This window comes from Plantibacter sp. CFBP 13570 (assembly GCF_014841395.1).
GTDB classification, from domain to species: domain Bacteria; phylum Actinomycetota; class Actinomycetes; order Actinomycetales; family Microbacteriaceae; genus Plantibacter; species Plantibacter auratus.
The window spans coordinates 1-12,042 of sequence record NZ_JACYTW010000079.1 but is presented as its reverse complement, the minus strand read 5'-3'; the positions used below and the strand labels follow the sequence as shown (position 1 = coordinate 12,042).

At 70.7% G+C, this 12,042-nt stretch carries 15 protein-coding genes; 5 read left to right on the top strand and 10 right to left on the bottom strand.

Annotated features, from left to right (window positions below; translation table 11 throughout):
* A partial coding sequence (locus IFT89_RS17985; RefSeq protein WP_202939637.1) for a RecQ family zinc-binding domain-containing protein occupies positions 1 to 552 on the top strand: 552 nt, incomplete at its 5' end.
* Here the strand turns inward: IFT89_RS17985 and IFT89_RS17980 are convergent.
* From IFT89_RS17980 to IFT89_RS17940, 9 genes are all read right to left on the bottom strand, one after another.
* Positions 502 to 1,164 carry an HAD-IA family hydrolase gene (locus tag IFT89_RS17980; protein ID WP_192019409.1) on the bottom strand — a complete coding sequence of 221 codons (663 nt, stop codon included), beginning with the start codon at positions 1,162 to 1,164 and terminating at the stop codon, positions 502 to 504. The two genes, IFT89_RS17985 and IFT89_RS17980, sit on opposite strands and share 51 nt — an antisense overlap.
* Positions 1,161 to 1,646, bottom strand: coding sequence for an NUDIX domain-containing protein (locus tag IFT89_RS17975; protein WP_229939788.1), 486 nt, complete (start codon positions 1,644 to 1,646; stop codon positions 1,161 to 1,163). The genes IFT89_RS17980 and IFT89_RS17975 overlap by 4 nt, the downstream gene beginning before the upstream one ends.
* A gap of 36 nt (positions 1,647 to 1,682) precedes the next feature.
* Positions 1,683 to 2,198 (bottom strand): ASCH domain-containing protein, encoded by a 516-nt coding sequence (locus IFT89_RS17970; RefSeq protein ID WP_191940243.1) that lies wholly within the window; start codon positions 2,196 to 2,198, stop codon positions 1,683 to 1,685.
* A gap of 45 nt (positions 2,199 to 2,243) precedes the next feature.
* The gene (locus IFT89_RS17965; protein WP_137242572.1) at positions 2,244 to 2,813 is read right to left on the bottom strand and encodes a hypothetical protein; all 570 of its coding nucleotides are present in this window, start codon (positions 2,811 to 2,813) and stop codon (positions 2,244 to 2,246) included.
* Positions 2,814 to 2,829: 16 nt separating this feature from the next.
* Positions 2,830 to 3,990 carry a hypothetical protein gene (locus tag IFT89_RS17960; protein ID WP_202939636.1) on the bottom strand — a complete coding sequence of 387 codons (1,161 nt, stop codon included), beginning with the start codon at positions 3,988 to 3,990 and terminating at the stop codon, positions 2,830 to 2,832.
* Between the two features lie 45 nt (positions 3,991 to 4,035).
* Positions 4,036 to 4,932, bottom strand: coding sequence for an oxidoreductase (locus tag IFT89_RS17955; protein WP_307783545.1), 897 nt, complete (start codon positions 4,930 to 4,932; stop codon positions 4,036 to 4,038).
* Entirely contained in the window at positions 4,929 to 6,125 is a 1,197-nt protein-coding gene (locus IFT89_RS17950) for a M20/M25/M40 family metallo-hydrolase (protein ID WP_202939634.1), read from the bottom strand. The genes IFT89_RS17955 and IFT89_RS17950 overlap by 4 nt, the downstream gene beginning before the upstream one ends.
* A gap of 54 nt (positions 6,126 to 6,179) precedes the next feature.
* A complete protein-coding gene (locus tag IFT89_RS17945) occupies positions 6,180 to 6,659 on the bottom strand; it encodes a hypothetical protein (RefSeq protein WP_202939633.1) in 480 nt (159 codons plus the stop codon).
* Between the two features lie 216 nt (positions 6,660 to 6,875).
* A complete protein-coding gene (locus IFT89_RS17940; protein ID WP_157579891.1) occupies positions 6,876 to 7,022 on the bottom strand; it encodes a hypothetical protein in 147 nt (48 codons plus the stop codon).
* 100 nt (positions 7,023 to 7,122) lie between these two features.
* Between IFT89_RS17940 and IFT89_RS17935 the strand changes: the two genes are divergently transcribed.
* Together IFT89_RS17935 and IFT89_RS17930 are read left to right on the top strand one after the other, a co-directional pair.
* The gene (locus tag IFT89_RS17935) at positions 7,123 to 7,350 is read left to right on the top strand and encodes an RNA-binding S4 domain-containing protein (RefSeq protein WP_064295072.1); all 228 of its coding nucleotides are present in this window, start codon (positions 7,123 to 7,125) and stop codon (positions 7,348 to 7,350) included.
* 18 nt (positions 7,351 to 7,368) lie between these two features.
* Positions 7,369 to 8,226: an SDR family oxidoreductase gene (locus IFT89_RS17930; RefSeq protein ID WP_202939632.1), complete on the top strand. Its 858-nt coding sequence runs from the start codon at positions 7,369 to 7,371 to the stop codon at positions 8,224 to 8,226.
* A 9-nt stretch (positions 8,227 to 8,235) separates the two neighbouring features.
* Here the strand turns inward: IFT89_RS17930 and IFT89_RS17925 are convergent, their stop codons facing one another.
* Positions 8,236 to 9,090: a hypothetical protein gene (locus IFT89_RS17925; RefSeq protein WP_202939631.1), complete on the bottom strand. Its 855-nt coding sequence runs from the start codon at positions 9,088 to 9,090 to the stop codon at positions 8,236 to 8,238.
* 217 nt (positions 9,091 to 9,307) lie between these two features.
* On the opposite strand from IFT89_RS17925, the gene IFT89_RS17920 reads away from it, so the two are divergent.
* Positions 9,308 to 9,490, top strand: a complete 183-nt coding sequence (locus IFT89_RS17920) for a hypothetical protein (protein WP_202939630.1) — start codon at positions 9,308 to 9,310, stop codon at positions 9,488 to 9,490.
* Positions 9,487 to 12,042, top strand: a 2,556-nt coding sequence (locus tag IFT89_RS17915) for an ATP-binding protein (RefSeq protein WP_202939629.1), incomplete at its 3' end; no start/stop codon positions are given. The genes IFT89_RS17920 and IFT89_RS17915, both read left to right, overlap by 4 nt.

The window sequence follows — 12,042 nt, the reverse complement described above, 5'->3', positions numbered from 1 at the left end:
GGCGCGACCGTCGGCGATCTGGCCGAGCAGCTCGATCGGCCGCGGCGCACGGTCGCCCGCCTGGTCAACGACCTCGCGGACGCCGGGCTCGTCGACACCGCCGACGGCGTCCGCGCCATCGACGAGGTCGGTCCGAAGCGCGCGATCGGCGCCGTTCGGGAGACGCTCGAATCACGCGAGCGGATCGCGGAGTCGCGGCTGGCCATGATGCGCGCCTACGCCGAGACGTCGCACTGCCGCCGGCGGGTCCTGCTGGAGTACTTCGGTGTCGAGGCCCCGGAGTGGTGCGGGAACTGCGACGGCTGCGAACGGCACGAAGCGCATCAGGAGCAGGAGCGGGCACAGCAGCACGCCGGGACGGACAGCGCCAGCGACGCCTCGCCGTTGCACGTCGACCAGGCGGTGCACCACGAGGAGTTCGGTCCAGGCACCGTGATGGGCGTCGAGCCCGACCGCGTCACCATCTTCTTCGACGCCGAGGGCTACAAGGTCGTGGCGCTCTCAGCGCTCGAGACCGGCGTCCTCACCGCCCGAGAGCTCGCCTCGGCCTGAGCGCTCGGGCGCCTGCGCACCGCGAACCGGTACTCCCGCGGCGTGCAGGCGACCCCGAAGGTCGTCGACCGTCGTGAACCGGTGCGTGGACATCGACAGGCGTGCTGCTCCGGCGAGCTTCGCTGCCGAGTCATCGGTGAAGAACACGTCCTCGCCCCGCACCTGCAGCGCATCGAGCACGTGCTGGAACGCTCGGACGTCGGGTTTCGCGAAGCCGATGTCCGCCGAGTTGAAGATCGCGTCGAAGTGGTCGGCGATGCCGGACGTCGCCAGCTCCGCAGCGATGGTGTCCGTGCCGTTCGTGAGCACCGCCGTCCTCAGCCCGGCGGCGCGGATCTCATCGGACAGGTCCAGGAGCGCGTCGTCGACCGACCACGTCTGAGCACCCCATTCCTCAGCTGCCGCCTGGTCACCGACGAGGTGTCCGATCCGGCTGACCCATTCGACTCTCGTGATCCGGCCGGTGGTGACCTCGTCGATGAGCGGCGCCGCGAAGGCGATCCCGGCGAGCGCACCGGGCTGCAGCCCGTACCTGACCTCGATGTCGGAAACCGGTGCCGGATCGAAGTGTCGGATCACGCCGTCGAGGTCGAACAGGACGACGCTGATCACGACCCGACCCGTTCCTCGCTACCCGCCGACTCATGTCCAGGGGCGTCGCCGATGACGCGATCGATCCAATCGCGTCGCGGCAGGGTCGGGATCTCGTCCCGAGCGAACCAACCGAGTTCGAGAAGTTCCTCGGGATCTGCGGTCGCCTCACTGAGGAGCTCGCAGTCGTAGGCGGTGGTGACGTACCCGACGTGGTCGCCGTTCGGGTAGCGCACCATCATCGGTTCACCGCCGTACACCCCGACGATGCCGCGGATGCGGACCCGGGCGCCGGTCTCCTCGAGGACCTCGCGGAGCAGGGCGTCGGCGGGCTCCTCGCCCGGCTCGACGCCGCCGCCGATGAGGCTCCACAAGCCGGAGTGGTGATGGCGACCGAGGAGGAACCGGTCCCCGTCCCTGATCACCGCGGTGACCCCGGGGAGCATGAGGAACCCGGTCCCGATGTGGGCGCGGATCGAGGCGACGTAGTCGGACATCGGCATGCGGGGAGTCTACGGAACCGGTCTGACCGGAACGTGTCAGTCGGCGTGCTCCGGCGGCCACACCACGGCGAAGTACTCGAAGACGATGTCCTCGGACTCCGACCACGCCGCACCCCGGGCCGCGCTGGTCCGCTCCCAGTAGCGTCGGTGTTCGCGCTGCCAGCTCTCGAGCGTGCGGTCGTCCTCACCTTCGGCGAACGCGAACGCGGCGTCTGCACTCGCGAACGGTCCGATGCGCAGCGCGGTGCTGCGGATGATGATCCGCGGGGCCCCGGTACTGTCGCACGCGATCCAGTGCGACCCGATCCGCGGGAGCGGGTCCCCGCGGTGCGCGAACTCCGAGACGAGTTCGGCGGTGGCCCGCTTCCGCCCGGTCAGGACGATGTCGAGCAGTTCGTCGGCCAGCCCGGCCGTGTCGCCGAAGTGCTCGACCGTGTAGTCGGCGTCGTCCAGTCCCGCGCCGCCGCGATGCTCGGCATACGCCTGCCACATCGTCCTCGCGGCATCGACGTCGGGGGCGGCGACCGGGCTGGCGGCGTGTGCGGAGTCCATACATCCGATCGTGCCAGACCATCCGACAGACCCGTCGACCATGGCTCAGCGCAGACGGCCTCCAGTGAACGCGTTCGTCGCGGCGAGGACGGTGTCGACGGGTGTGTCGATCGCCACTTCGCCGACCTGGAAACCGAGCTTGCCGAGCGCGGCGAAGGACCTCGGCGGGAGGGTCGTCGAGACGCCCGGAGACTGCGCGGTCAGACCGGGGACGAGGTGGAAGGTCAGGATCCGCCACTTGCCGCGTGAGCGTACCGAGATGCGCTCGATCGCTCCCCACGGGAGGAAGACCTCTCCTTGCGGGATGCTCCCACGAAGGCCGTCGGCGTCGAGCGTCAGTACCGTGCGAGCCACTGACTGCGCTCCACGGACCGTCGCGAACTGCACCACCGCGAACAGCATGAGCCAGGAGATGACGCTGAAGGACAGTCCGGACAGCATGCCGAGGGCGAATCCGCCGGACGTCGTGGTCAGCACGGCGAGGAGCATCCCGAGCACCGGGATCAGTGCCGCTCCGATCAGGGTGAAGACGAACGCCGGGCGGGTCACCCGCTCCGTACGCACCGGGTCGGAGCCGACGACGAGTGGCGGGAAGGACTGCGGTGCACCGTTCATGAGGACAGTATGCCGCTCACCGCGCAGTGAGGCCCGAGCCGTCCGCATCGGCGACGAACGAGGTGGAACCGTAGTCGTCCCCGACACTGAAGGTGATCTGCGGCGGTCCGGCCGAACGGGCGAACGTGGGGCTGTCGACGTCGGTGTCGGTCGACCGGACGACGTATGCGAGCGCGTCACCCACGGGCAGGCCGACCTGCTCTGCGCCGTCCTGCATCAACGCCCAGACGCGGTCGAGCGCGACGTCCGACCAGGAGAACTGCTCGGCCGCCGATTCGGGTTGGATGCTCGCCGCGCCGTCGTTGGTGACCTGGCCATACCGGTACTCCCACCGGTCGGTCTTCGTGTCCCCCACGGTGAGCGGCGCCTGGACGATGACGAAATCGGCGGCGACCGTGATCGACACCACACGGTCATGACCGATCGCTTCCTGGAGCGCGCGCTGCGCCTCCGCGAGCGCCCCCGGGCGACGGAGGTCGGGTCGGAGGCGTCCGTCCTCGAGGGCAGCGATCGCCTGCGCGACGGACTGGTGGTACGGCACGACCACGATGGCCGCTGCCGCGATGGCGACGATCGCGAACAGGGCGAAGCGGCCGGGACGACCGGCCCGGCCGACGCCGAGCAACGGTCCGCGTCGCCGTCCGTCGACGATGCGCCGGTGCGGCTCGACGGGGAGGAACGGGACGGACGCGCGAGCCGGCACGCGCAACCGTGAACGCTCCGCCGGAGCGAGCTCGCCGGCGTCGATGAAGGCGACCTCGGGGCCGCCGTCGAGCAGGATCGCGACATCGCGCTCGGTGGCCGGCTGGAACATCGGGATGGCGGTCAGCGGGACGACGGTGCGCATCGTGCTCGCGAACGCCGCTCCGTGAAGCGGCTGGACGGTCAGGTCGAGTTCGCACAGCGGCTGGTCGTTGATCTGGGTGCCGGTCTGACGGAGCGCATCGACGCGGGCGACCCCGAGCCGACGAGCGTCCTTGGCCTGCTGCACGGCCTCGGGCGAGGCACCGATCGCACTGCCCATCGAGCGGCCGACGAGCGAGAGCACGGTCGCGAAGATGCAGACGGGGAGTGCGACACCGGCGACTGTGTACCCGACGTCGGGCGGACCGACGGTGATCACGATGACGCCGCCGAGCAGAGCACCGAGAGCCGCGAAGGTGATCAGACGAAGCATGCTTTCGACCTTATCGAAGCGCTCGATCCCACCACCGCTGGCGGTTCAGCCGGGTCCATCGCTCGCCGCGGCGAGCAACGGCACGATAACGTCGCTGATCGGCGTGGGGATGCCGTGCACGCTCCCCCGCCGCTGGATCACCGCGTTGCGGACGTCCCATTCGAGCGGTCGCCCCTGTTCGCGGTCGGCCAGGATCGACGTCCCACGGTCGAGCGGAGCTGCTCGGAACTGGTCGAGGAGCCGCCGAGGTTCGTCGTCGGTCAACCGCGCACCCTCCGCGCGTGCGACGGCCGCGCATTCCTCGAGGTAGCCGAGCATCAAGCGGCCGATGTCGTCGCGGCGGTACATGCCGGATCGGCGTCCGGTCAACGCCATGAGTCCGGCGGCGGCGTTCTGCAGGAGCTTGCGCCAGGCGAGGGTCGTGAAATCGGTCGAGACCTCGACGGTGCAGCGGGAGCCGCGCAGCGCGTCCTCGACGACGATTGCGCCGGGTGCCTCCGGCAGGGACAGGCGCGGCGGGCTCAGCAGGGTGACCGGGCCGCCGGGCTCGCGGGTGGCCGGGAACCACACGACCGCGGGGACGACCGTTCCCGCTCGGACGAGTGGCTCCACCATCTCGCGCTGCTCGACGCCGTTCTGCAGGACGCACACGACCGTGTCCGGGCCGCACAACGCGGCGAGCCAGTCGGCAGCGGCAGCCGTCTGGGTCGCCTTGACCGCCAGGAAGACGAGGTCCACCGGCCCCTGGGCCTCGCCCGGATCGGTGTGGACCGGCCCGGGGACCGTCACCGTCTCATCGCCGACCTGGAGCTGGAGTTCGGACCGTTCCGACCGTCCCGCGATGAACGGGGTCCGTCCCTGTTCGTGGAGCGCTGCCGCGACCACGGTGCCGATCGCGCCCGGCCCGATCACCGCGACGCGGTCGGGGCCCCCGGGCGTCACGCCTCGCTCGATCCGGACAGGGCGTCGCGGGTCGCGGCGACGACCGCTTCCGGGAACCGTCGGAGCTGGTCGAGGTCGACCCATTCCTCCGCCGCGTGCAGTCCGCCGCCGGCAGGGCCGCACACGACGGTCGGGATCCCTGCCGCCTGCCAGAGCGCCGACTCCATCCAGTACGGCGCTCCGACCGCCGCCGGTAGGGCCTCGGCGTCCCGGGAGAACTCGGCAGCCAGGGCGTCGGCGAACCGCGCAGCCGCCCCCTGCTCGTCCGCCTCCCAGGCCTCACGCTGATGGGTCAGCCGAGCGCTCGTGCGGAGACCAGGCATCCTCGCGACGACCGCGTCGAGCATCGCCTGGACCTCGACCAGGGCGTCCTCAGCGCGTTCACCCGGCAGCGTGCGTCGCTCGATGACGAGGGTCGCGTCGGCGGCGATCGTGAACGGGGCGCTCCCCGCCCGGACCACGGTCGCGGTGAACGAGCCGTACTCGAGCAGCGGGTGCGCGGGTCGTCTGCGGAGCTCGTCGTCGGCCCGCGCCACCTCGTGCAGCAGGGCACCGAGGGCGCGGATCGCATCGACGGCCAGACCGGGCTGGGACGAGTGCGCGGCCGTCCCCTGCAGCGTGACCTCGACGACCGCGTACCCCCGGTGCGCCGACACCCGGTCCAACCAGGTGGGCTCGGCGATGAGGCACACGTCCGCCGTCACACCACGATCGGCGAGGTGTCGGAGGACGGCTGCGGCGCCCACGCTCGCGTCCTCTTCGTCCGCGACGCCCGTGAAGACGACGGTGCCGGGGTGGTCGGCCGCGGCGAGTCGCTCCGCGGCGACGATCAACCCCGCCAGGCCGGACTTCATGTCGCTGGCGCCGCGTCCGAAGAGCTTGCCGTCCGCGATCCGCGCGTTGAAGGGGTCGGCCATGCCCTCGACCCCGACGGTGTCGAGATGGCCGTTGAACACGACCGTCGGACCCGGCCGCGATCCCTCGTGCACGGCCACGACGCTGACGCGCTGCGGGTCCTCCTGCGCGGGAATGAGGTCGACTAAGAACCCGGCGCCCTCGAGTCGCTGCGCGATCACCGCCGCGATCCGTCCTTCACCGGGAGCCCCTGGGACGAGGCTCGGACTGACGGAGTCGATCGAGATGAGCAGGCGGGCGAGCTCGAGCGCGTCGTCGCCAGGGCTGAGGTCGGACATCTCACGACGATAGCGGGATGCCCTGCCCGCGCGTGAGTGGTCAGCGCCTCGGCATCACTCCGCCTTCGGCGCGCGCCACGTGCCCGCTCCACCGAAGGAGACCGACTCGAGCGTCGCACCCTCCGGCACCATGATGAGCTGGCACCCTTCCGCCTTGCCGTCGGACACCTCGCCGAGACCGGTGCAGTCGAAATCCCCACCGAAGTTGAGGACGTTGATGGGCGATGCCTCACCGTCCGACGCCTTGGCCTTCCAGAAGTTCTCGTTGAGGTCGCCGTCCGAGCCGTCGTTGAAGGCCACCTCGTACGTCACGAAGTAGGGCGTCTGGCCGGCGAGTTCGTCGAGCTTGAGATCGGCGACGTCCTCAGCGGTCCGCTGCTCGATCGACGTGACCGTCATCATGCCTTCCGAGATCCTGACCTCGTCGCCGATCTCGCCGCCGGAACTCCCGCACGCACTCAGGAGCAGCAGTGCAGGAACGGCCAAGACCGCTGCCGAGGTGCGGATGATGCGCTGCCGGTGTGTGTGCCCCATGGTGATGCTCCCCCTGATGTCGATGACTGATGCTCGTAGGGTCCAGCCTGGCGTGTCCCGCGACGACGCCTCAATGGGGACTGCTCTTCACCCAGGCCTGTGGAGGTCGACGCCGGGCTGAACGCGTCGCCGTCCGAACACCAGAACAGGCGCCCGTCTCCGTGAGGGGACAGACGCCTGAGCGCATCACCGGCCGCGACGGGCCGCTGATCAGGACTAGCGGTTCTTGACCCGCGTGACTGCGTCGGTGTTCTCCGAACGCGCATTGCCGGCCTTCTTGTCGGCCTTGGCGGTGCGCTTCTCCTTCAGCGTCTTCGCCGGTGCGGTCTTGCCGCCTTCTTTCCGTGCGGACTTCTCGCCCATGATGGTGCTCCTTTGCGAGTCACGGTGACCCGGTACCGCTGAGGGTACAGCCACATCCTGTCCCCCGGTCCAGCCGCCGCATCCTTGTTAGCATTCGGGGATGACGAACCCGACACAGATCACCGACGTCCCGATCGGTGGCGAGGGCATCCGACTCGGGCAGTTCCTGAAGTTCGCCGGTCTACTCGACTCCGGCGGAGACGTGAAAGCGGCGATCGCCGACGGCGCGGTGCGGGTCAACGGCGAGATCGATCGCCGACGCGGCCGGCAGTTGCAGCTCGACGACGTCGTCTCCCTCGAGGGGCGCAGCGTCCGCGTCCGCCCCTAGCCCTGTGAGAGGAACCTTGTGAGCCCGAGCACACCCCGACCCATCGCCGTCACCGGATCGACCGGCGTCCTCGGCGGCCTGGTGGCGCACGACCTCGCCGCCCGCGGGATCCCACAACGCCTGCTCGTGCGCACGCCCGCGCACGCACCGCAGCACCCACTCAGCACCGTGCACCGGTTCAGCTACACCGACCAGGCGGCGGCCCGCGCGGCACTCGAGGGCGTCGACACCCTGTTCATGGTGTCGGGGGCCGAGAGCGCCGACCGGGTCGACCAGCACCGGTCGTTCATCGATGCGGCCGCCGCCGCCGGCGTGCAGCACCTGGTGTACACCTCGTTCGCTGCGGCGGCACCGGATGCCGTGTTCACCCTGGCGCGCGACCACCATGCGACCGAAGAGCACATCCGAGCGTCCGGCATGCGGTGGACGTTCCTGCGCGACGGCTTCTACCTCGACTTCATGGAGGCCCTCGTGGGTGAGGACGGCGTCATCCGCGGGCCGGCCGGAGACGGTCGCGCCTCCTTCGTCGCCCGCGCCGACATCGCACGGACCGCCGCGGCGATCCTCGTCGACCCAGCGCCCCACGCCGGTCGCACCTACGACCTCACCGGCCCGGCGGCGCTCTCGATGGCGGAGGTCGCCGCCACGATCGGTCGCGTCCGCCATCGCGAGGTCACCTTCCACGACGAGACCATCGAGGAGGCCTACGCGTCGCGCGCCTCCTACGGCGCACCCGACTGGGAGGTCGACGCCTGGGTGAGCACCTATATGGCCATCGGCAGTGGTGTGATGGCCGAGGTGAGCCCGTCGATCGAGGACGTCACCGGTGTCCCACCGATGGACCTCGAGACCTACCTGCGGGCGAACGCGGGCTGAGGACTCCTCCTACCGAGGACCATCCGCTCGCGGGCCGGGCCTCGCGACCGAGGCGGTCACCGCCGCGGTGGAGTTCGCGGGGAAGGTCAGCGTCGCCACCCACCATGCGTCGGCGTCGGGCAGGTGCAGGACGACGATCCCGTCGACCGCCCCCTGGCTCACGCGGTAGCCGAGGATCCGCGGCGGGAAGCCGGGCACCGCCGGGGTGTGCTGCTCCGGTGCCATGAGCTGGGCGCGCTGGCCGACCCGTTCGCCGTCAGCGCTGGACTCGATCAGGCCGGACAGTTCCAGGAGCTGCCGCTTGCCGTTCCGGCCGGAGGCACTCGCCGAGACGCCACTGAGCGCGAACACGAAGTCGGGCCGCCGGGTGTCGGGACGGAATGCGAGCAGACGCACGCTGTTGCGCACGGCGACGAACAGCCACCAGGCGAGCAGCAGGGCGAGGAGCGACATCGTGACCGCCCAGAACCACTGCCAGAAGTCGGGTCCGGCCGGCGCCTCCAGCGCCACCTCACCGGTCTGGTCGCGCACCCACACGTCGAGCGTGTCGCCGACCTGGATCGTGTCGCTGCGGATCTCGTCGGACCCGACCGTACCCGGGACGTCGTACGTCACCGTGACGGTGCGGTACTCCTCCCAGTGCTTGCTGCGGCGGGACCCTTCGAGCACCCGCTCCGTCCCCTCGTCGACCACCTGCCCGGTGGTCGTCGTGTAGCTCGCAGTGAGGTCGGCGGCGAGGTCTTTGACGTTCCCGAACCCGATGAACCCTGCGACGGCCGTGAGGAAGACGAGGATGATCACCAGGGCGGTGCGCCCTCGCACCGCGCGGTTGAGGTAGGTGCGGTCGATCATGGTCGTGCTCACTGCGGCCTTCCGGTCCTGGCCCGCTCCGGGCCGACACCGACCCTATGAGCGCCCGCACCAGGAGAGCGATGGGGAGCGCTCCCCATCGCAGCGATGGCCGGGACCTCACCAGCTTCCATCGCGGAACTAGGGCAGATGCCCGAGGTAGGCATCGGGCCTCAGCGAGGAACGTGAGTGGTCGAGCACGGACACGAGCCCCGTGCGCAGCGGAGGAACCATGTTGATCACGAGTGCGAGCTACAGCCCGTTCGCGTCCGTCGAGACGAGACGCTTCATCGAGCAGGAACTCCAGCGGGATCTCGAGCGGGAGCGTCGCCGCAGGGAACGACGACTCGAGGAGCAGGGGCGACTCACGGGGGCCGCGGCCGATGGTGACGAGGGTGGGACCATGGAGTGGTGAGCCTGCCTACCACCAGCCCGACGATGATCGGGCGCGCCTCCGACCTCAGCGCGCTGCAGGCCGTGTTCGACGCCGTCGCCGCCGGCGAGTCACGCAGTGTGGTCCTGAGCGGCGAGGCCGGTATCGGCAAGACGCGCCTGCTCACCGAGTTCACGCGGTCGGTCCGGTCGTCGGCGCTCGTCATCACGGGCCAGTGCGTGGACCTCGGTGACGTCGCTGCACCCTACGCACCGGTCCTCGGCCTCATGAAGGACCTCGTCGCGCAGCGCGGGCGCGACGCGGTGCTGGAGGCTGCGGGCCCGGGCAAGGCCTCCCTCGCGACGCTGCTGCCGACACTCGGTCCCGACGCGGAGGATCAGCGGGAGGGCGGCGTCGGGCGGCTCCACGAGACCGTCGCCGTGCTGTTCGAGGCGCTCTCCCGCGACCGGCCGGTCGTGGTCGTCGTCGAGGACGTCCACTGGGCCGACGGCGCGACGCTCAGCCTGCTCGCGTTCCTCGTCCGTGCCCTCACCTGCGATCGCGTGATGATCTTGCTCACGTTCCGGAGCGAGGACGTCTCCCGCGGACACCCGTTGCGCGGGTTCCTCGCCGAGCTCGACCGCACGAGGCGCGTCGAGCGGCACAGTCTCGAACGGTTGAGCCGCAGCGACGTGCTCCGCCAGGCGATCGCCATCCGTGGCACGTCGCTCGACACGGTCTCGATCGACAGCGTGTACGCGCGGAGCGAGGGCGTCCCGTTCTTCGTCGAGGAGTTGCTCGGTCTCGACCAGGACCGCGACGGCGAGGGCGACGAGCTCCCGGACACGCTCCGCGAACTGCTGCTCGCGCGCTACGAGCGCCTCGCGCCCGCGACCCAACAGCTGCTGCGCGTGATCTCGGCCGGTGGCGTCTGCGTCGAGCACGCCCTCCTGGAGCGGGTGTTCACGGGCGGCCCCGACGCTCTCGACATCGGCGTGCGGGAGGCGATCGGATCGAACGTCCTCGTCGCGGACGCGACCACGTACGAGTTCCGACACGCACTGGTCCGGGAGGCGATCCACGACGATCTGCTGCCCGGCGAACGGAGCCGGTTCCACGCGGGGTTCGCCGAGGCGCTGGAGGCAGGCGTCGGTGGTGAGCCGGTCGCTGCGGCGGTGTCGCACCACTGGATGCTCGCCCGCGACTTCGGACGGGCCTTCCCCGCGACCGTGCGCGCCATGGAGCAGGCTCACGCTGCATACGCGTACAGCACGGAGTCGCAGCTCGGCGAGCGTCTCCTGGAGATCTGGGACCAGGTCCCCGATGCCGCGGCACTCGTCGGCCGCTCGCGTTCGGAACTCATGCGACGGACGGCGAGCGCCTTGCGGAACGCCGGCTGGACGGACCGGGCGATCGCCATGGTCGACGAGGTGCTCGCGACGCCCGAGGACCGCGACGACCTCGACCAGGCCAAGCTCCTCCGCGACAAGGCCTTCTACCTCGCCAACCTCGGGCGACCAGGCTCGGTGGACCTCCTCGAACAAGCGCTCGACCGGGTCCCGCCGGGCACCCCCGGCGATCTGCGTGGTGTGCTGCTGACGAGTCTCGGCGCGCGGCACATGATCATCGGGCGGCTGGAGCGGGCGATCGAGTACGCCGACGAGGCCGCTCGGGAGGCCGTCCGCACCGGTTCCGCGCGGAACGCCTCGGTCGCCGCGAACATCGGTGGGATCGCGCGCATCCACCACGGTGACCTGGAGAGCGGCAGCAGGATGCTCGCGACCGCTGAGACGCTGGCGGACGGCGACGGCAGCGCCCTGCTCCGGTACCGGGTGAACGCGTCCGACATGGCGAACCTGCTCGGCTCGTACGAGGAGGCGCTCGCGTCGGCATTGGAAGGCGTCGCACGGGCGAAGGAGCTGGGTGTCGAGCGCAGCTCGGGCCTCATCCTGTCGTCGAACGCGGTCGACCCGCTGGTGGCGCTCGGACGCTGGGACGAAGCGGAGGAGCGTGTGCATCGGGCCCTGGCGCTGCAGCCGCCGCTCGCGTTCTCGGTGTACCTCCGCCAGTCGCTGATCCTGCTCACCCTCTGGCGAGGCGACACCGAGAGCGCGGCGACCATGTACCGCCGGTGGCGGAAGGGAATGCTCTCCCTGTCCGGCCTGGAGGTGCAGACGAGGTTCGGCGTCGCCCGTGTTGTGATGCAGGTCGGTTTGGCGGCCGGCGACCTCGCCGGGGCCTGGTCGCCGGCGGGGGTCGGCGTGTTCGATGCAACGGACCACCGCCCGATGCCGGCGTACGACCTGCCGGCGCTGGCGGACGCGGCCCGCGTCCTGGCTCGGGTCCGTGTCGCGCTGGCCACCGGCACGCTCGACGTGGCGTCCGGCCCCTTTGCCGGCGTCGACGACGATCAGCTCGGGCAACTGGAGGAACGCTGGCGGGCGCTGCTCGCCGAGGAGCGGTTCTGGCCGACCGCGCCGCTGTGGAGCGCGCTGGTCGACGCCGAACTCGGCGGGCCGGACGGCACCGGTGACGACGTCGGTGTGTGGGAGGCGGCTCGCGCGATGGCCGAGCGTCCGTTCGCACCGGCCGCG